The sequence below is a fragment of the Enterococcus sp. AZ179 genome (assembly GCF_050498885.1).
Taxonomy (GTDB): domain Bacteria; phylum Bacillota; class Bacilli; order Lactobacillales; family Enterococcaceae; genus Enterococcus_D; species Enterococcus_D entomosocium.
The window spans coordinates 2,793,021-2,810,270 of the sequence record NZ_JBMHEO010000001.1 but is presented as its reverse complement, the minus strand read 5'-3'; the positions used below and the strand labels follow the sequence as shown (position 1 = coordinate 2,810,270).

At 43.0% G+C, this 17,250-nt stretch carries 23 protein-coding genes, 1 riboswitch and 1 other annotated feature; of the genes, 10 read left to right on the top strand and 13 right to left on the bottom strand.

Annotation, left to right across the window (positions count from 1 at the left end; genetic code table 11):
* Positions 1-11 precede the first annotated feature (11 nt).
* The 6 genes from IGI88_RS13260 to IGI88_RS13235 are packed head-to-tail and all read right to left on the bottom strand — an operon-like array spanning position 12 to position 4,636.
* Entirely contained in the window at positions 12-320 is a 309-nt protein-coding gene (locus IGI88_RS13260; RefSeq protein WP_005225570.1) for a V-type ATP synthase subunit F, read from the bottom strand.
* Positions 310-1,296 carry a V-type ATPase subunit gene (locus IGI88_RS13255; protein WP_429960636.1) on the bottom strand — a complete coding sequence of 329 codons (987 nt, stop codon included), beginning with the start codon at positions 1,294-1,296 and terminating at the stop codon, positions 310-312. The genes IGI88_RS13260 and IGI88_RS13255 overlap by 11 nt, the downstream gene beginning before the upstream one ends.
* A 3-nt stretch (positions 1,297-1,299) precedes the next feature.
* Positions 1,300-1,884, bottom strand: a complete 585-nt coding sequence (locus IGI88_RS13250; RefSeq protein ID WP_429960635.1) for a hypothetical protein — start codon at positions 1,882-1,884, stop codon at positions 1,300-1,302.
* A 13-nt stretch (positions 1,885-1,897) separates the two neighbouring features.
* Positions 1,898-2,368, bottom strand: a complete 471-nt coding sequence (locus IGI88_RS13245) for a V-type ATP synthase subunit K (protein WP_005225567.1) — start codon at positions 2,366-2,368, stop codon at positions 1,898-1,900.
* Positions 2,365-4,326 carry a V-type ATP synthase subunit I gene (locus tag IGI88_RS13240; protein WP_429960634.1) on the bottom strand — a complete coding sequence of 654 codons (1,962 nt, stop codon included), beginning with the start codon at positions 4,324-4,326 and terminating at the stop codon, positions 2,365-2,367. Before IGI88_RS13240 ends, IGI88_RS13245 begins: the two co-directional genes overlap by 4 nt.
* On the bottom strand, positions 4,304-4,636 hold the full coding sequence (locus IGI88_RS13235; protein WP_008378883.1) for a hypothetical protein: 333 nt from the start codon (positions 4,634-4,636) through the stop codon (positions 4,304-4,306). Before IGI88_RS13235 ends, IGI88_RS13240 begins: the two co-directional genes overlap by 23 nt.
* Positions 4,637-4,748: 112 nt before the next feature.
* Positions 4,749-4,802 (bottom strand) — a sequence feature (sodium ion sensor (DUF1646 type); this cis-regulatory element may regulate processes involved in with the transportation of sodium ions).
* 721 nt (positions 4,803-5,523) lie between these two features.
* On the opposite strand from IGI88_RS13235, the gene IGI88_RS13230 reads away from it, so the two are divergent.
* From IGI88_RS13230 to IGI88_RS13190, 9 genes are all read left to right on the top strand, one after another.
* A complete protein-coding gene (locus IGI88_RS13230; RefSeq protein WP_008378885.1) occupies positions 5,524-5,736 on the top strand; it encodes a hypothetical protein in 213 nt (70 codons plus the stop codon).
* Positions 5,737-5,760: 24 nt separating this feature from the next.
* On the top strand, positions 5,761-6,288 hold the full coding sequence (locus IGI88_RS13225; protein ID WP_429960633.1) for a GNAT family N-acetyltransferase: 528 nt from the start codon (positions 5,761-5,763) through the stop codon (positions 6,286-6,288).
* A gap of 57 nt (positions 6,289-6,345) precedes the next feature.
* Positions 6,346-6,831, top strand: a complete 486-nt coding sequence (locus IGI88_RS13220) for a tetratricopeptide repeat protein (RefSeq protein ID WP_429960632.1) — start codon at positions 6,346-6,348, stop codon at positions 6,829-6,831.
* Between the two features lie 258 nt (positions 6,832-7,089).
* Positions 7,090-7,461 carry a hypothetical protein gene (locus IGI88_RS13215; protein WP_008378891.1) on the top strand — a complete coding sequence of 124 codons (372 nt, stop codon included), beginning with the start codon at positions 7,090-7,092 and terminating at the stop codon, positions 7,459-7,461.
* Positions 7,462-7,577: 116 nt separating this feature from the next.
* A complete protein-coding gene (locus IGI88_RS13210; RefSeq protein ID WP_005234861.1) occupies positions 7,578-8,162 on the top strand; it encodes an AAA family ATPase in 585 nt (194 codons plus the stop codon).
* A gap of 103 nt (positions 8,163-8,265) precedes the next feature.
* The gene (locus IGI88_RS13205) at positions 8,266-8,481 is read left to right on the top strand and encodes a hypothetical protein (RefSeq protein ID WP_429960631.1); all 216 of its coding nucleotides are present in this window, start codon (positions 8,266-8,268) and stop codon (positions 8,479-8,481) included.
* Between the two features lie 8 nt (positions 8,482-8,489).
* A complete protein-coding gene (locus IGI88_RS13200) occupies positions 8,490-8,687 on the top strand; it encodes a hypothetical protein (protein WP_429960630.1) in 198 nt (65 codons plus the stop codon).
* A 229-nt stretch (positions 8,688-8,916) separates the two neighbouring features.
* Positions 8,917-9,105 carry a hypothetical protein gene (locus IGI88_RS13195; RefSeq protein WP_429960629.1) on the top strand — a complete coding sequence of 63 codons (189 nt, stop codon included), beginning with the start codon at positions 8,917-8,919 and terminating at the stop codon, positions 9,103-9,105.
* Positions 9,106-9,508: 403 nt separating this feature from the next.
* Complete coding sequence (locus tag IGI88_RS13190) at positions 9,509-10,360, top strand: Rgg/GadR/MutR family transcriptional regulator (protein WP_008378897.1); 852 nt, start codon at positions 9,509-9,511, stop codon at positions 10,358-10,360.
* Between the two features lie 71 nt (positions 10,361-10,431).
* Here the strand turns inward: IGI88_RS13190 and IGI88_RS13185 are convergent, their stop codons facing one another.
* The 4 genes from IGI88_RS13185 to IGI88_RS13170 form a co-directional block, all read right to left on the bottom strand.
* Positions 10,432-11,658 carry a glycoside hydrolase family 3 protein gene (locus IGI88_RS13185; RefSeq protein WP_429960628.1) on the bottom strand — a complete coding sequence of 409 codons (1,227 nt, stop codon included), beginning with the start codon at positions 11,656-11,658 and terminating at the stop codon, positions 10,432-10,434.
* A 130-nt stretch (positions 11,659-11,788) separates the two neighbouring features.
* The gene (locus tag IGI88_RS13180; protein ID WP_005234846.1) at positions 11,789-12,319 is read right to left on the bottom strand and encodes a folate family ECF transporter S component; all 531 of its coding nucleotides are present in this window, start codon (positions 12,317-12,319) and stop codon (positions 11,789-11,791) included.
* 26 nt (positions 12,320-12,345) lie between these two features.
* A riboswitch (THF riboswitch) is annotated at positions 12,346-12,447 on the bottom strand.
* A 230-nt stretch (positions 12,448-12,677) separates the two neighbouring features.
* Positions 12,678-12,860, bottom strand: a complete 183-nt coding sequence (locus tag IGI88_RS13175) for a hypothetical protein (protein WP_005225550.1) — start codon at positions 12,858-12,860, stop codon at positions 12,678-12,680.
* 31 nt (positions 12,861-12,891) lie between these two features.
* Complete coding sequence (locus IGI88_RS13170) at positions 12,892-14,157, bottom strand: MFS transporter (RefSeq protein WP_016621547.1); 1,266 nt, start codon at positions 14,155-14,157, stop codon at positions 12,892-12,894.
* 222 nt (positions 14,158-14,379) lie between these two features.
* Between IGI88_RS13170 and IGI88_RS13165 the strand changes: the two genes are divergently transcribed.
* Positions 14,380-15,036: a Crp/Fnr family transcriptional regulator gene (locus tag IGI88_RS13165; RefSeq protein WP_061054390.1), complete on the top strand. Its 657-nt coding sequence runs from the start codon at positions 14,380-14,382 to the stop codon at positions 15,034-15,036.
* A gap of 54 nt (positions 15,037-15,090) precedes the next feature.
* Here IGI88_RS13165 and IGI88_RS13160 read toward each other — a convergent pair whose 3' ends face one another.
* The 3 genes from IGI88_RS13160 to IGI88_RS13150 are packed head-to-tail and all read right to left on the bottom strand — an operon-like array spanning position 15,091 to position 17,248.
* Positions 15,091-15,483, bottom strand: coding sequence for an OsmC family protein (locus IGI88_RS13160; protein ID WP_010747810.1), 393 nt, complete (start codon positions 15,481-15,483; stop codon positions 15,091-15,093).
* Entirely contained in the window at positions 15,480-16,370 is an 891-nt protein-coding gene (locus IGI88_RS13155) for an ATP-binding cassette domain-containing protein (protein WP_008378908.1), read from the bottom strand. Before IGI88_RS13155 ends, IGI88_RS13160 begins: the two co-directional genes overlap by 4 nt.
* On the bottom strand, positions 16,370-17,248 hold the full coding sequence (locus tag IGI88_RS13150; protein ID WP_061054391.1) for an ABC transporter ATP-binding protein: 879 nt from the start codon (positions 17,246-17,248) through the stop codon (positions 16,370-16,372). The genes IGI88_RS13155 and IGI88_RS13150 overlap by 1 nt, the downstream gene beginning before the upstream one ends.
* Positions 17,249-17,250: the final 2 nt, after the last annotated feature.

The window sequence follows — 17,250 nt, the reverse complement described above, 5'->3', positions numbered from 1 at the left end:
TCGGCTCCTCTCTATAGTATGTTTTGCCCAACTGCTTTTTCGACATTTTCTTGAATCATTCGTTTGCCGATTCCTCGGGAACCATCGTAATCAGGAATCAAGATGACTGCAGGTGTCATTTTTTGTTGGACTTTTGCTAATTCATCGGGAATCAGCTCGGCACATTTTTCAGTCAGGTAGATGATCGTACTGTTCTTCATTAATTTTGCCAGCGCCTGCTTCACTTCTTTTTCTTCCGAGGCATAGCAGACCTGAAAGCCAAATAGTTGAAAAGGAATGACGGATTCTTTCTCGCCGATCACGCCGATTTTATGAGTCATAGTGCCGCATCCTTTCTCTGATTTGTTCTTCCGTAAAGCCGCTGCGTTTGCCTACCAGCAAGATACGCAGATTTTGCAGTTCCAAAACCTTAGCATTCAAAAATGCGAGTAAAGGCAGTGGTCCTAAAGCATCCGTTTGAGCTTGACCATAGCTTTCTGTGATCAAATTGTCTTGTAAAAGTGCCAAGCCAGCAAAGTCGATCACCTGTTCATGAATCAAAGGCCGCAACACTTCCTGATAATCACTTTCTAATAAGAAGGCTAAAAAGTCGCTATAGGACGCATCCGCAAACGCTAAAAATTCTTCTTTCGGGATACTGCCGACACTCACTAGGACTGCCTCCATAAAACTGCGCGATCGTTTTTGAAGTACACAACGAGCGGCGATCGTTAGATTGGTCAGATCGATCATCTTGATGACAGCTTCTTGTAGCTCAGGGATCTTGATTTCATCTGCCAGTCGCCGTTGTTCATGTAAATACCGGCGATCGTAAATGATATCGATGCCTTGCAGCACGGCGCCGCCTTCTAAGTACTCCCGCACCTCTTGGATCGTAGTCACGATTTTCTCAGGCAATACCTCTGAGGTTCCCGTTTTGATGGCGGTCCGACACTCATCGATCGTGTAAAAACCATCTTCGTTCAGTAGATGATTATAATCTTTTTTAGTGACCGACTCTTTGGTCAAGACTTTTAGATTATGGAAAGTAAAAGGCATCATATACAGTCGGAGGATCTCTTGATCAGGAACCAGCTCGGCCAATTCTTTGATCGTCTTTAACAATTCTTCATCGAGATAGGTTTCGAATCGTTCATGAAAATCCGGCTTCAAATAGCGTTGATAATGGGTCTGCTGCAAGACAGCTTCGACTTCAGCAAAAGCTTTTGCCGCAATCATTTGCTCGACTTCTTGCGACTTTAACAACGTCATCTCTTTCAGCCGAATGATTGGATTCAATTGATGATAGTTCCTCATGGATCAACCTCCTTGTTGTATGATCTGCAACCACCGTTCCCGGGTTTCTTTCTTGTATTCATCAAGCAGTACCTGATAGGTAAAATTGTATTGAATGCCGTTGTCATCTACCAAAAAGCCCGCTTCTGTCAATGGTGCGCCTTCTTTGATTTGATACGGTAGTTTTGATTGACAAGACGTAAGCCAAGCGGCATCTAGATGGGCTACTTGCTCAGGACCAGCGTGGAAGGTCACCATCCCACTGATCGGCAACTGCTGCAGCACATTTTCAGCAAATGACTGCAGCTCTTCTGGCGTCCAGGTAACCATTTTTTGATACGCTTGCTCAAAAAGTTGTGTCAGGTATTCGTTTTGTTTCACCATTTGCTGCTGCTTAGCGGCACTTGCTTGGCGATTCAGGGCTTGCTGATAATGTTTTTCGGCTTGCTTTTTTGCTTGCTGGGCACGAAGCTGCAAGTCCGACTCTTTTTTCGCCCAGTCACGTGCCATCGTTTCACTGATCCTAGCACGTTCAGCGGCAGCCAAACGTTCCCGTTTTGTCTGCGCTTCTTGGTCTAGTTCAGCAATCATTTTGTCGATTGCGTCCATACCTTCGCCCCCTTTAAATCGTTCCTAAAAGTAAAAAAGAAATAACAAAGCCTAAGATGGCATACATCTCAACCATTACTGAGAACATGACCCCTTTAAAGAAATGCTCTGGTTTCTTCGCTAAAATTTGAATCCCAGCTGCAGCGACCTTCCCTTGGGCCATTCCTGAGAATAAGCCAGTAAAGGCAACTGGCAGTGAGGCCATCAAATACGCCATACCAGTCACTGTCGACATTTCACCACTTAAGCTACCATAGATCATAAACGCAATAACGAATCCGTATAGCCCTTGCGTTCCGGGAAGTAATTGTAAAATCAAGGCTTGTCCAAACTTCTCCGGCTGATTCGTCGTTAAGGCTGCCGCTGCTTCACCAGTTTGGCCCACCCCTTTGGCTGAACCGATCCCAGAAAAGATCGTAGCGATCCCCATTCCGATAATTGCAAACACCATACCACCATTGTTATTAATTAAGTAATCAATCATTTATTGTCTCCTCCATTTTCTTTATCAAAATCAACGTATTTCTCACTTGGCTTGAAGGTTTCAAATTGGCGCCCCCCACCAGTGAAAAATTTTCCGAAAAACTCTACATATTGTAAACGTGCGGCATGCACATACGCACTCAGTAACGATAAAAAGATGTTTAAAGCTTGTAGGACAACCAATAAGAGAATGCCTACAGAAAAACGAGCGGCTGGCGGCAAGTAGCCCACCAATATGTTGAAAGCTGCTGCGATACTCCCACCGGAGATCCCTAATGCCATCAAGCGGCTGTAGCTGACAAAGTCGCCGATGTAACTGGTCACACCGTACAAGTCATACAACCCTAAAAAGAAGCCGCCCACTTTGGTTTTCCCTTTCAGAATCGGTACCACGATGATCAATAAGGCACTAAAGCCTGCTAAAATCAAGCCGACGGTTGTTAGTGCTGGGACATCGATCAAAAGATTGCCTGCGGCTGCCACTAAAAGACCACTCAAAAGTCCTAGCCACGCAAAGCCATCGTTGACTGCACCTAAAAGATCCTTTTTGCGGATATTTTCTTTGGCTGCTAAATAAAGGCCTGTAAACAGTTGGATCCCACCAAAAATCATGGATAGACCAAAGATCGCCATAAAATCTTCGGAGGGTGATAAGAGTTGGAAGGGCAATGTAGCGCCAAAGAAAGAGCCGTAGACTGCGCCCCAAATCATAGTTGGCACGGACAAAATCTGGAACAATTTCAGAAACCGTTTGGTCCCTTTGGGCAAACGCATGGCGTGCAGCCCGATCGTGGTCGCTACAGCCATTAATGCACCATAACCTAAGTCAGCCACCATCATACCAAAGAAAACATAGTAAAAGGGCATCATCCATGGGGTTGGATCGATCTCATCGTATTTTGGCAGGCTGTACATCTCCGTCAACATTTCAAAGGGTTGAATAAACAAGGCGTTTTTTAGCTTCGTTGGCACTTGATTAGCAGCGATCTCCTCTGCAGTGGGTTCTTCAAACGAATAGTAAATCTCGTTGGCAAAGGATTCTTGGACCATTTCCGCCACTAACGGTTGATCCTTTTCTGCGATCCAGCCGCGCAAGAGGGCAAAGGTCTGACCAGCTGCTAAGCGCTGTTGCATCATTGTCCGATTCTCACGAGTCAAAAACAGTTCTTCCGCTTGCTGCAACAGGATCAGCCGTTGTTTGTGCTGACTGATTTCTGTAATCAGTTCTTTGCGCTGCTGGGTCAAGGAAGTCAACGCTTGTTTCGCGTTTTGCAAAACCACTTTTGGTGATTCGGATGTTCGACCGGTTTCTTTCTTCACCCCATATCGGTGAAACAATTGGAACACTTGCTCTTCGATCGCTGCTAAAAATAGGCAGCTGAAATTGACTTTTTTTGGCTCAGAATAGATCACTTCGATATGAACCTCTTCCAATTGTCGCAAGGCTTCAGCTAGATCTTCCCAGCGTGGGCCTTCGACACGCCCAGCAAAAAAACTTGTATGAGCAGGTGCTTCGATCTCCAACGGCACGTCAAGATTTTGCCACTGTGTCGCCCATTCTTCCGTCTGCGTCGCTGCTTCGATCGCTTCGATCGTCTCTACCCAGCGCTCTTGCAACTTCTCGACTTCAACCAGCTCCGTCAATGCTGCTGCTTCATCGAAGCTTGTTTCAAAGTCCGACAGCCGCAAGGCATCTCGTTGCCATTCTATGCCTTTTTTCGCATCACCATTTTGGCGAATAAAGCGGATTGCTTCTTGCAGTCGACGAATCATTGGTTGGTGAGAAGCACCTTCTGGGGTGGCTCCTGCAAAAAATTCCCGTAGCCAAGTTTCGTTCGCTTCCTGCTCAAATACGTTCTCGATTTCAACAAACTGCATCGTTTGCAGCTTCGTCAATACCCTTTCTTGGTAGTGCTTCGGGGTGATCAACGTTAGTTTATTTAGTTTGGTTACTGCCATAAGTTCCGATCACTCCTTCAACGATCTGTTGAACCGCTTGCTCTTGGAAGCTTTGCATATTTTTTTGGTAACGATCTAACACTTGCTGGGTCTCTTTTGCCAGCTGCTGCTTTTGTGCTTCTAGTGACTGTTGCAACTGGTCTTCGACTGTTGCTTGTTCCTGAGCAAGGGCTTCTTCCAAAGCGGAAGCCCGCTCTTGCAATGCTTGTTGCTGCTGCGCTTCTTCCGACTGCAGTTCTTTTTTCAAAGCGAGCAATTGCTGTTCATTGGCTTCTTCTGCTTCTCGTAAACGAGTCAAAGCTTCTCTCATCGATTTCCCTCCCATAGTGATTTATATTCTCAACTGAAAAATAAACAAAAAAAGCATACCTCACGAAGAAGTATGCTGATAACAAAAAAAAGGCCAGCATTCCTCCAAGAACGTTTGCCTCACCCCTTGGCAAACCTGATCCTTGAAGCATAAAAAATGCTCAACCTTTGTCTATTTTATTTTTCAATTCCTGAACTATTATAGCAAAAAAAAATGTTCCCTTCAAGTAGAATCGTTTTTTATGAGAAAAAGACGATTTCTACTATTTGTATGTTCGCTCGTAATTCCACTGCTCTTGGCTGTCCGAATGACCATTACTATTCGTTCAGTCTCTTAGGGACTTTTCACCTAACATTTGCCAGGGATCGGATTGTTCTTACTAAATTGAAATCGGTCAAAATCAATTTAAGCCTTAAAATGGTCTGAATGAAGAACGTTGAGATTTTTTGAAAATGCTAGACATCATTTGATTGGTACTAAAAAGGAGATAACAATTCCAACAACCCGTTCGACCCCTGACAAATCTTAAGTGAGAAGTTCGCTTATTTCGCTTCTCTTTTTATCGATGGCAGCGGTTGGCCCTTTTCTTCACAAATGAAATAACCGCCTCGGTAAAGGCATGTATAAATCTTACCGGGCTCCATTGTTAGAGGAAGCCCATTTTTTAAATACATCGGTTTTCTTTCCATTGTGCTCACCTTGTCTTTCGTGGGATAATAAGTCAAAATAAAAAACAACAGCTATTTCTAATCTTATCTTCAAGATTACCAAAAAATAAACTAATTTTCTAGTTTTTAATCAAAATATCGCAAATATATTGAATATTTTATAAAAAAATGGATATTTATCCGAGAGCGTGTGTAAAGAATGAACAGGAGGAAAAAAGGATGTCAGATGAACGTTGGTTTCAAATAAGAAGAAAGCGAAACATCGAATTGGGAATTTGTTTGCTCGTCGTCCTGCCGATGGTCTATGGCTTATGGTTTCAACTGGCTTTTTTGATCCATTACATGTCGTTTTTGTTTCTGGTTGCTGTCTTTACTGCAATCTACGAAGGAATTCGTTGTATCTGGGCTTTCATTAGAAAAAAACGATCTTGAGAAAGCTTTGCTCTGCTATAATAAATGAAACGAGCAGAGAGGAGTGCTTCTATGAAACGAATCATTATGGCTTGTGACTTACAACATACCCCCAAAGCTTTACAAGAATCCGCCCTTTCTTTTGACCCCTTTATCCCGGATTCTCGAAGTGTCGCAGAACTTTTTTATTCGGCCTATCATGAAACGACGGATGACGAAGGGGAATCGATTGCTGACTGGCAAAGAGAGCTGAGAGAGACTGCTGATGGAAAATACGGTCCCTTGAGTCCAGAGCTTTCTTTTCAGTTGCAAAAGGATAATTATCCTATCGGTGCCGTAGTAACCAGCACGTTTCAAGAGCTTCCCCTGCTATTATTTGTTGTTATGAGTGCAGCCTTTAAAGGCAAAGGCTTATCCAAGCTGCTGATGAATGAAGTGATCCAACGAGCAAAAGCCATGGGACTCACTCACCTTTATCTGGTAGTGACGGTTGAAAATCAGCCAGCCTACAAGCTGTATGAAGCATGCGGTTTTTCCTTTGCAGGTGAAAGCTGGGCTGATCTTTCCCCTTAGCTAAGCTTGCAAGTTATCTGTGTCATTTTCTACTATTTGAAAAGGAGCTTCGAACCAATGAATGAACGACTAGCTGCTGCGATCCAACTGCGGGCTGAAAAAAAGCTGCAACAATCAAATGAACAATTGATTCAATTAGCTGCCGAAAATCCCCAAGATGCCTTTGTCCACTACCAAACGGCTTGGAGTTATGATCTTTTAGGGGAAGAACAACAGGCAACTCCTTATTATGAACAAGCAATCGCGTTAGGTTTATCAGAAAACGACTTGCCAGATGCCTACCTAGGTCTAGGCAGCACCTATCGTGCTCTCGGCAAGTATCAAAAAGCCGAAGAAGTGTTTTTACACGCGATGAAGCAGTTTCCAAAAAATCATGCTTTGCAAACCTTCTATGCCATGACACTGTTTAATCTAGCAGAGTATGAGCAAGCCACTAAACGGCTATTGACCCTGCTTGCCGAAACTTCTAGCGATCCAGATATCCAATCTTACCATCAGGCGCTTTTGTTTTATGCCGATAAGCTCAACGAAACATGGAACTAGAGGTTTCCGTTGGATCAATCCTTCTGCTCCCTTCTCGATTAAAGAAAGGGAGTATTTCTTTTTTCCTGTCCCCTAAATATTCCTTCCCTATCAGCGCTTTGTTGAATCAATAGCCATCGACTTTCCTATAATCCTTTTTCCTTCAATCAATACCAACCATCCATTATCGAAAATTCCGATAACAAAACCAATTGACGAGTACGGTCAAATTTGCTAATTTATCTATGCTTTTTTTATCAATATTTTGGAGGAATGACTATGCCCTTTATTGTCTATTTTTTTCTATCCTTATTGATTATTTATATTCCGACACCTACACTTTTGCTATTTTTTCAAAAACTTGCCTCCCAGCATGACAATCTGACGGCTTTTAGCAAACTTTTTCTATTATTGATGATCTTGCTGGATTATTACTTAAGCTATTATTGGTTGAAAAACTGCAAGGTCAAAAAAGCGCACTACCTTTATTTAGTCTTTGTCAATGTCTTCGAATGGCTGATCCACTTCTATCTTTATTCACGATTTGAAACGATCAATCTACTAGTCATTTTGTTGTTCCAAACCGTGCTACTATGCTGTATGATCTTTTTTCCTGTCTCAGAGAAATTTCGCTCATTCCTTTTTACCTAAAAAAGAGCATCCTTGGTTTCCACATAAAAAAATCCAGCTTCTCAATCGTTTCTTTCTAAGAACGGATTTACACGATAGCCCACCTTTGTTACGATTGATAAAAAGGATGTGTTGTGATGCCATTGATCGTCTTGATTGGCGCGCAAGCGGTAGGAAAAATGACTGTGGGGAAAGAACTGGAAAAACGATTGGATGCAAAACTATTATTCAATCACCAGACCATTGATCTATTTGCGAATTTTCTTGGCTATAGCCCAGCAGCATTTGCTTTGTCTAATCAAACGCGGATCGAACTCTTCAAAGCCTTTGTTCATAATGAAGCCAATAATACGACAAAATCAATCATCTTTACGGTCTTGATTGATTTCGATCAAGCGGGAGATTTAGCTTTTTTACAAGAGATCGCCCAGCTATTTACCGATGCCCGACAAGAGGTCTATTTTATCGAATTAGTGGCTGATATTGAGGAACGTTTAAAGCGCAATTGCCATGAGGACCGTTTAGCCGCAAAGCCGTCAAAAAGAGCGCTGGCTTTTTCTAGAAATGAGCTTTTGTCTTCGTATGAAAACTATCGCTTAGAAAGCCTGCCACAGGAATTAACTACCCTTTTCCCAACGATTCCTTCGCTGAAAATCAACAATACCCACTTGTCACCTGATGAAGTGAGTCAAAAAATTATTGCCCATTTTTCCTTGACTTAAGTGCCAAAGAAACGCCATTATCAAGCTTTGCTTCACTACGAAAATGTCTATTGACTTTGACGCTGCGTCAAGCGGTATCCTCTAATCAAGAGGAGGTGTCAAAATGAAAGTTTATGTTATGCCAATGTTTTACCAAATGAAGACAAAAGATATTGTGCAATCATCGAAATGGTTCACAGAAATCTTGGGTTTCCAGTCATTGTATCAGTTTCGCAATCAAGAAAATCAAGTTATGATGGACCACCTGCGTCTTGCTGACTACCAAGATTTGATGCTGATTGCAGCAGAAGCGTTCACTGTTGGCGATGGGCAATTTTGAATGTAGCGATGAATGATCTTCAGAATATCGCTCAGAAAATTCCCTCAAAGTGGATCGTGGAACCTTTGATGGAAAAGCCTTGGAATGCCCTTGAAATGACCATCAAAGACCCCAACGGTTATTTGTTTACCCTAACAGAGGCAATTAGAAAAAACGAATCAGACTTTCAAACCTTGATGGACCAAGCCAAGGATTATTTTCAATAAAAGGAACCGAGTAAGAAGAATTGCTTTCTTACTCGGTTCCTTTTTTATATAAAAACTTGATTCTGGCAGCAATGACAAAAAAACGACCCTTTCCTAGATTTACCTAGCGAAACTTTTTGCCCCATCAGATGTACCAATACACCGCTTTAGTATATTTTTAAGTATTGAAGGTAATTATTAACACACCTAACTCAGAACATGTTACACTAAGCGAAAAGGGGGATTTCCTATGGAAAAGAAATCGAAGCTTCCGTGGTACAAGCGTAAAAAATTCTACCTTCCAGTTGCCGTCGTCCTCGGCGTGATTGGGTTTCTTCCCAGTCTCGTTTCTCTTTTCGGGGTATCGATCGATGATGAATTCAATCCTGATTACTATTCTGATCCGAATGAACCAATGTTTAAGAAAAAGCAAAACTGACTGTTGCGATGCCGTATGTAGGTTTTTTGACCAACAAAAAAAGAGCAATCACTCGCTGTTGTGTTTGCTCCTTTTTTAAAAGGGATTCGGCAAACCTACGCACCTTGACAGGGTAAGCTGTTTGGGGAGAGGGCGTTTGAATGCGCGAATGAACAGTAACTTATTACGTGAAACCACTTATACTTTTTTCCTGTTAAAAAATCAATTGCTAACCAATCACAAAGGATCGATTATTTGAAGAAAGAAAAAACGTTAGCCATTAGTTCTACAACTTCCCAGGGAAAACTAAAAAAATCAAACATCCATTTCTCCTCCTTTAATTGACTTTCTTCAAGTTTACCCGCAAAATAAAGCTGTAACATATTTGGACTATTTTTCCGTCCACTTTTTTAGGAGGGATTTTTTGAAGGCCAATGACTTGTTAAAAGAGTTACGAACGGAACGAAATATCTCACAGCGAAAATTGGTTGAGAACATTTCAGAACGCAGTACACTGGCAACCTTTGAACAAAAAGGGCATCGCATCGCCTTTGATATTTTGCACCAATATTTGGACCGCTTAAATGTCACCTTAGAGGAATTTGAGTATCGCTTGGATGACAATCAAGTCAGCGAGAAAAAACAGCTATCCAAACAGTTGACCACCGCTTACTATGAAAGCAATTATTCTGAAGTACTCTCTTTGATCAACAAAGCCCAAGCACTGTATAAAACCACGAAGGATTTTTTCTATTATGTATTGTATAGTCAATTCTTTTTGATTTTAGAGAAAAAAGGCGTAGTTACCGACGAGGAAGAACGTTGCATCATCGAAGCGACCATCAAGAAATACTTGGAACGAATCGACACGTGGGGAAAGTTTGAAATCTCCTTATTTACCAATCTGCTTTTCCTTTTTTCTGACGAGTACATCTTGTATCAAATGAAACACCTGAATAAAAAAATTTTTTACAGCAATACGCTAAGTATCAATTATCAAATCTACACAAAATTGCTGACGAATGCGGCTTTCTTGTTTATCGATCGCAAAAAACCTGCCGAGTTGGCGCATGTGCTGACGTATCTAGCCGATCACCTGCCGCCGGACAATGATCGTATCCGCCTGATGATTCGTTATTTCGAAGGCATTTACGCCTTGTTCCAAGGAGATCGTACGCTGGGAATGGCCACGATTGAAAAAGCCTTGGACTATCTGCGATTTATTGGACAAGAAGCCTTTGCCAAAGAATTAGAGGTACTGGCTCATAGTATCTAAAAAAACCTGCTGCTTCCTCTCAGTAAGAGAACGACTCTCTTACACGGAGGAAACAGCAGGTTTATTTTTTCTTAAAGTAAATGCAATGCTTCTTTCCAGAGCAAAACTCGTTTGACGGAAGCATTCAAATCAGCTTCCAAATAGCGGCCATCTTCAACCGCTTGTACGACAAAGGGGATCTGTTCTTGGTAGGTAGATGAGATCACTAGATCATTTCCCGCCTGCAACGCCTGTAATGCGGCTTCATTTTGCGGAATGAACTCAGAAAGTCCTGCCATATCCAAGTCATCCGTCATGATGACCCCTTCAAAATGCAATTCATTTCGGAGCAACTCATGCACGGGTTTTGAAATAGAGGCGGGTACAGTGTTATCGATACTATTGACAATCGTATGGGCCACCAAAATACTATCGGCACCAGCCTTGATCCCTGCGGCAAAAGGCAGAAAATCCGTTTCCCGCAGTGCAGATAGCGGGCGGTCATCGGTGACGATGGCGACATGCGAGTCACGATTGTTGCCATAGCCGGGAAAATGCTTCAAGGTTGACCCCACGTGGTGTTTCTGCAAAACATGAACCACACGTTCTACAAACGCACTCGTGCCCTGCGCATCCATGCCAATGGTTCGGTCGTAGATAAAGGACTGCGGATCAGTGGAAACATCGGCAACGGGAAACAGCCCGGCATTGATGCCATACGCTTTTAAAATTTCCGCTTTCTTTGCTGTATCTTCTTCGATCGCCGACCATCCACCTTGGGCATATAGCTGTTGTGGTGAGAGAAAACGCTGATCCGTAAGGTTCGGATTGCGGCTGATGCGAGTCACCGTGCCCCCTTCTTCGTCCATACCGATCAACAGCGGAATGGCGCTGGCTGCTTGGTAATCTGAAATTTTCTGTTTCAAGCTCTCCGCCGTCTCATTTTCGGTATCACGGCCGAATAACAGATAGCCGCCAAAGTGATAGTTTTGAAGTTCTTCGATTTGATTGCTTTTAGGTACACGGACAAAAAACAATTGCCCGACCTTCTCCTCCAAACTCATCGTGGCGATTTTTTCTTCTATTGCCTCTTCTGACTGTTCTTGCGTGGAAGTTGAAACAGAAGGTGACGTGGAAACTGAGGTGGTTTCTTGGCTTGCACTGCTTTCTTCCTTTGTTTCGTCTCTCGAGCTGCTTTGCTGGATCACGGATGACTCCTCCGTTTGCTGTTTTTGCTGTTCTATCACCCACTTCATCCCTCCCATTGCTGCTAAGACCAAGAAAAGAAACAGTCCCATAGCGAGTCCTTTTTTATTCATAGGTTCACCTTCCCCTCTAAACAAGTTATTGAGAATGACTAAGCCCATCCTTAGAAAGAAAAAAGTGAACCACTGACGAAATATTCGCAGATGATTCACTTCAATGGATGTTATCGTTCTTTTTTACTCGTTAAACGAACCGTCGGATCAGCCGTTTGTATGGTACCGCACGCCCTACGATGTAAATCAACGCAGTTTGTATCGGGAACATGATGACTGCTTTTAGCAAGCGGACCGACCAGATGGCCCAGCTTGTCAAAGGAATATTCAGCATCATGGCTAACCAGATCGGAGTTAAGATCAAGGTTATCAAAATAGTATTTAACAAGACGACCGTTGCCGCTCGTTTTAATGTGACTTCTTTCCGATAGAAGAAGTAGCCATAAATCAGTCCACCAACAAAGGCATTGATGGTAAAGCCGAAAAAGTAGGCTGATTTTGGAAAAATCACCATTCCTGCGATATCGGCTAATGAGGAGCCAACTGCTGTCCAAAACGGACCAAACAGCATACCCATGATCAGCTGTGGTACAAAGGAAAATGTGATTTTGATATAGGAGGTTTCAAACCCCAAGATTTGCGACAAGACCACCATTAAGGCAATCAAAAGTCCCATGACCGCAATCATGTGTGCATCGACTTTTCTTTTCATAGCGAGCATCTCCTTTTAGAGTTGCTACAAATTCATGCAGCGAATGCGAAAATAAAACCGCGAACGAATGATCGTTCTTCGTCCGAAAGGCAACATCCCATCCTTTCAGCACTTAACGCTTTATTTCCTACTCTGATTTTTATTAGGTATTGCTACCCAGACACACTATAGCATACAAGCGCGGACTGCCACAATTTTTCTTGCTTATTTTCTTGTACAAACTCTGCCAATGTTCGCTTTTCTTTTTTGCGCATCAAAAAAACGCTTTTCTCATGTGAATCTTTCTACCACCAGTAAGTGAGCAGGAAACATTCTCAAAAAAAGCGTTCATTCCTGTTTCTTGTTTCATTTCATGCTTTATGGCAAATTATCCAATCAGATTGTCATTGATCAATACCGATTTGATGTCGCGTAATTGATGATCGATAGCAAGTTGTTCATGGGTCATCGTTGCGGTGACCTCTTTCATAGCGTGCATTTCTTCATTTAATTCGTTGATGTTCGTCACTAATTTGTTCAATGCTTCAATAATCAATTGATTGTTATCCATGGTGAAACACTCCTTTTTGTGATGGTTGAGGTCATTCTTCTTCGTTGATTGGCTGCTTCAAAGTACCAACGGCGGCAACTGCGCGTTTCGTTTTATAAAACAATTTGTATAAAACAAGAACGACGACTGGGATCAGTCCGCATAAGATGTAGATCTGCGAGTAATCAAACAGACCGTGCAAGCTTCCTAATGCATAGGGACCTACGCCTAAGCCGAGGTCCAGCCCGATGAAATAGGTGGAGAGCGCTACGCCGACACGGTGAGGATCGACCTCTTTTAGGCAAACGGCTTGGCCATTCGACATGAAGGTGCCATAGCCCAAGCCGACAAAGCAACCCGCAAGCAACAACATCCAGCTGTTGCCGGTAATACTCAATAGGAAAAGACCAAGGGTCAAGAAAAGAAAGCTAGGATACATGACCGCATCTGCGCCATGGCGGTCAAATAGTTTGCCAGTCATTGGCCGTGTGAAGGTCACGGAAAGTGCATAGACGATGAAGAAAAAGGCACCGGCCGTTTCTAACCCAAGCTCACTGGCGTAGATCGACAAGAAGCCGAGAACACTGGAGTAAGCCAACCCGATCAAAAAGGCAATCCCGGAAATGAAAAAGACTTTTGGTTCGACAAAACTTTTGATGGACCATTTTTTTAGTTGTGCTCTGTGTTCTTCTGTTAATGGGATGTTTTTGACTGGGAACCAGAAACACGCGATGGCTGTTGCGATTGATAAGATGGTTGCTAACCAAATAATGAAATCAAAGCCGACGGTCGGTAATAATAGCATGCCAATAAAAGGCCCGACTGCCGCTGCTAAACTGGTACTTAATCCATAGTAATTGATCCCTTCGCCATGTTTGGAAGCTGGGATATATGCTGTGACGATCGCATTAGCCGCAGTTGAGACAGCACCATAAGCAAAGCCATTGAAAAAGCGCACAGTATCTAAAATATAAATGTTGACTGAGACCAAATAAGCAGCGGTGGTAATGACATAAAACAATATCCCCCAGCGCAAAACAGCTTTACGACCAACTAATTCTAAAATTTTTCCAACATACAAGCGAGCGATCAAGGTTCCGATAATGTAGATCCCCGCTGCCAAGCCAGCTTGTGCGGTGGATGCCCCTAGCTCCTGAGTGGCAAATTTCGCAGTGATGACGACAAAACAATAATACACGAGAAAGACGATAAAATTGATCAAGGTAATCGTGATAAACCCTTTGTTCCATAGTTTTTCATTTTTGGTTGACGGCGTCGAGCTGACGATTCCTTCTTGATTGGTTTCCCTGTCTGACATGTTTCTTCCATTCCTCCTGTTTGTGCTGTGATGCGTTTTACTATACCGAAACTTCCTCTACTTGAAATGCGCTTTTGCTGTTAAAAAAGAGCATTAACAAGAAACATTAACATTTGTTATTGCTTTTTCACTAGAAATGTCTTTTAATGGAGCTTGAATAGAGGATATTTCATCTTTTTTTCAGAAAATGTTGGGTTGGCATGAAGTGAAGGAGTAACGTGGGTGGAGAAACAGATATTACGTGATTATTTAGAAAAACAAGCAATACCGGTCGTTATCCGCAAGAAAAAGAGTTACTTGACGTATGAAGGCATCCCGGATCGGTACGTCTATATTTTAAAAAAAGGCATCATCAAAACTAGCGTAGTGACCCATGAAGGGCGCGAATTCAACTTGCGCTATTTGACGGATTTCGAGATCGTCTCTTTGTTTAAAGACGAATCTTCTCAAGAAGTCGAAGCCCCTTTTAATGTGCGGGTTGAATCAGAAGAAGCCGAATTATACAAAATCGTGCGGGATCAATTTTGGGCAGATGTCAATCGTGACCGTCTGCTACAGGATTATGTCAAAGAGTATTATCGGAGAAACTTGATGGATACGATGAAAAAGATGCAGCAAATGCTGATGAACGGCAAATTCGGTGCTGTCTGTACCCAAATCAATGAGCTCTATGAAACTTTTGGGGTTCAAACAACAGAGGGCGTCTTGATCGACTTTGAAGTCACCAATGAAGAGATCGCTCGCTTTTGCGGCATTACCTCTGCCAGCAGTGTCAATCGAATGATGCAAAAATTACGAGAATCTGGCGCCCTAAAGAGTGTCGATCGCAAACTATTAGTGACAGATATCGATTTTATTCGGGAGAATATTATTTATTGATCAAAAAAGACTTTGTACGCCTTTTGGTTTCAGGCACACAAAGTCTTTTTTCGATTAAATAAACGTCACTGTTTCCGTCACTTCGATCGCTGGATCTAATGATTGGATCACGGGGCAATTTGGTGAAACGAGTTTTAGGCAACGGGTCGCTTTGTCATGGTCGGCTTCAGCGATTTTCGCATAAAACTGAATGTGGATAGCACTGACTGGTTGGGCTTTTTTGTTGTCGTCCCGGTCATAGCTGACTTCGATCTTTTCGATTTCTGCTGTGATTTTTGAATTCTCTAGGACGGATGCGTATACATAGCCGCCGCAAGCAGCGACCGCACTCACCAGCATTTGGACTGGCGAATAGCCTTTTTCCCGTGCTAACACCCAATTGCCAGTTGGGGTCGTCATTTCAAATTTGTCGCTTCCTTGATGGATCGTCAATGTTTCTACTGTCATCGTTTTTCTCTCCTCACAAAATGATCTGGTTCAACTTCGACCCATTCATACAATGGTGTCAAAGTAATCGTGCTTTGAATTTCCGTTTGTTCCATCGCACCTCTTGCTAACACAGGATCAGCGATCGGAGCTGCTGCTAATAATTTCTTCGTGTAAGGATGCAGCGGATTTTCAAACAAGCGATCGGTAGGTGCCAATTCAACTAATTTTCCTTGATACATGACGGCTGTTCGATCACTGATATGACGAATCACGGATAAGTCATGGGAAATGAATAAATAAGACAATGAAAACTCTTTTTGTAGACGCAGTAGCAATTGGATGATCTGAGCCTGAATGGATACATCTAATGCCGAAGTCGGTTCGTCACACAAGACGAACGCCGGGCGATTGACCACCGCACGAGCGATACCGATCCGTTGCCGTTGTCCGCCGCTGAAACTGCGAGGCAGTTTATGGACATCATCACCGGTGATCCCGACGATCGCTAAAATTTCTTTGGCTTTCGCTCGAGCAGCATCTTTCGTTTCATGATACAACGGCTCCATCACCAGTTCAAGTGCTGTCATACGGGGATTCAATGATGAATACGGATCTTGGAAAATGATCTGCATTTGCTGATACGCTGCTTTGCGATCTTCTGCCGTCAATGCTGTTATCTCTTTGCCTTCAAAGAAAATCTCCCCGCTTGTTAAGGTCTCTAAATTTAAAATACTGCGTCCTAAAGTGGTTTTCCCACTCCCAGATTCCCCCACTAGCCCCAATGTCTCGCCCCGATGGATCGTTAGGCTGACATCTTCGACCGCTCGGACTTCACTGACAGTGCCGCGCCAGTTTTTACTGCGAAAGATTTTCGTCGCATGTTCTACGCGAATCAGTTCTTCCATTATTCTGTCACCTCCTGATTGCGCCAGACGCGATGTGTCTTAGATAGTTGCGTTTCTTGCAGTTCATCTGCCAATGTCTCATGATAGTCAAAGACTTTTAATTCGGCATGCTTGTCGCCTAAATGGGCCGCCTGCAATAATTGTTTCGTATAAGGATGTTCCGGCTGATAAAAAATTTCTTCCGTGGTTCCTTCTTCCACGACTCGGCCTTGATACATCACTTTAATAAAGTCGCACATTCCTGCAACGACCCCAAAGTCATGGGTCACAAGGACGACGGAAAGCTGGTTCTCTCTTTGCAGGTTTTTGATCAATGCCAAAATCTGTGCTTGGATCGTCACATCTAAAGCCGTTGTCGGTTCATCTGCGATCAGCAATTTCGGTTGCGCCAACAAAGCCATGGCAATCATCACCCGCTGACGCATCCCCCCAGATAGCTCATGAGGATATTGTTTCATGCGTTGTGCTGGAAAAGGTATGCCGACTTTTTCTAACTCTTTGACGGCGATTTCTTGTGCTGCTTTTTTCGATACTTTTTGTGAGCGGCGAATCACTTCGATCAAATGATAGCCAATCGTGCGCAAAGGATTTAACGAAGTCATCGGGTCTTGAAAAATCATGGCGATCGGTAATGTTCGACGATCGGTCACTGCTGTTCCTTCAAATGTATAACTGGTATAGTGATCGGTCACTTTATCAGGCAAAAGATCCATGACGCTTTTCATGGTCATACTTTTGCCGCTGCCAGATTCGCCAACGATCCCAACGACTTTGCCCTTAGGAATTACCAGATCAAGATTTTTTACTAACGGTTTCGGACCGGTTTTGCTTTGAAATGTCACATTCAACGCTTCGATCGCTAATAACTCTGTCTTCATCG

Excerpts from the sequence above, each read along its gene's own strand:
- IGI88_RS13155 (WP_008378908.1), bottom strand. The coding sequence starts at position 16,370 with ATGGAAGAACTGATTCGCGTAGAACATGCGACGAAAATCTTTCGCAGT.
- IGI88_RS13175 (WP_005225550.1), bottom strand. The coding sequence starts at position 12,860 with ATGGATAACAATCAATTGATTATTGAAGCATTGAACAAATTAGTGACG.
- IGI88_RS13240 (WP_429960634.1), bottom strand. The coding sequence starts at position 4,326 with ATGGCAGTAACCAAACTAAATAAACTAACGTTGATCACCCCGAAGCAC.
- IGI88_RS13225 (WP_429960633.1), top strand. The coding sequence starts at position 5,761 with ATGAAACGAGCAGAGAGGAGTGCTTCTATGAAACGAATCATTATGGCT.
- IGI88_RS13220 (WP_429960632.1), top strand. The coding sequence starts at position 6,346 with ATGAATGAACGACTAGCTGCTGCGATCCAACTGCGGGCTGAAAAAAAG.
- IGI88_RS13200 (WP_429960630.1), top strand. The coding sequence starts at position 8,490 with ATGAATGATCTTCAGAATATCGCTCAGAAAATTCCCTCAAAGTGGATC.
- IGI88_RS13235 (WP_008378883.1), bottom strand. The coding sequence starts at position 4,636 with ATGAGAGAAGCTTTGACTCGTTTACGAGAAGCAGAAGAAGCCAATGAA.
- IGI88_RS13210 (WP_005234861.1), top strand. The coding sequence starts at position 7,578 with ATGCCATTGATCGTCTTGATTGGCGCGCAAGCGGTAGGAAAAATGACT.
- IGI88_RS13230 (WP_008378885.1), top strand. The coding sequence starts at position 5,524 with ATGTCAGATGAACGTTGGTTTCAAATAAGAAGAAAGCGAAACATCGAA.
- IGI88_RS13170 (WP_016621547.1), bottom strand. The coding sequence starts at position 14,157 with ATGTCAGACAGGGAAACCAATCAAGAAGGAATCGTCAGCTCGACGCCG.
- IGI88_RS13195 (WP_429960629.1), top strand. The coding sequence starts at position 8,917 with ATGGAAAAGAAATCGAAGCTTCCGTGGTACAAGCGTAAAAAATTCTAC.
- IGI88_RS13250 (WP_429960635.1), bottom strand. The coding sequence starts at position 1,884 with ATGGACGCAATCGACAAAATGATTGCTGAACTAGACCAAGAAGCGCAG.
- IGI88_RS13150 (WP_061054391.1), bottom strand. The coding sequence starts at position 17,248 with ATGAAGACAGAGTTATTAGCGATCGAAGCGTTGAATGTGACATTTCAA.
- IGI88_RS13185 (WP_429960628.1), bottom strand. The coding sequence starts at position 11,658 with ATGAATAAAAAAGGACTCGCTATGGGACTGTTTCTTTTCTTGGTCTTA.
- IGI88_RS13245 (WP_005225567.1), bottom strand. The coding sequence starts at position 2,368 with ATGATTGATTACTTAATTAATAACAATGGTGGTATGGTGTTTGCAATT.
- IGI88_RS13215 (WP_008378891.1), top strand. The coding sequence starts at position 7,090 with ATGCCCTTTATTGTCTATTTTTTTCTATCCTTATTGATTATTTATATT.
- IGI88_RS13205 (WP_429960631.1), top strand. The coding sequence starts at position 8,266 with ATGAAAGTTTATGTTATGCCAATGTTTTACCAAATGAAGACAAAAGAT.
- IGI88_RS13255 (WP_429960636.1), bottom strand. The coding sequence starts at position 1,296 with ATGAGGAACTATCATCAATTGAATCCAATCATTCGGCTGAAAGAGATG.
- IGI88_RS13180 (WP_005234846.1), bottom strand. The coding sequence starts at position 12,319 with ATGCTCGCTATGAAAAGAAAAGTCGATGCACACATGATTGCGGTCATG.
- IGI88_RS13160 (WP_010747810.1), bottom strand. The coding sequence starts at position 15,483 with ATGACAGTAGAAACATTGACGATCCATCAAGGAAGCGACAAATTTGAA.
- IGI88_RS13260 (WP_005225570.1), bottom strand. The coding sequence starts at position 320 with ATGACTCATAAAATCGGCGTGATCGGCGAGAAAGAATCCGTCATTCCT.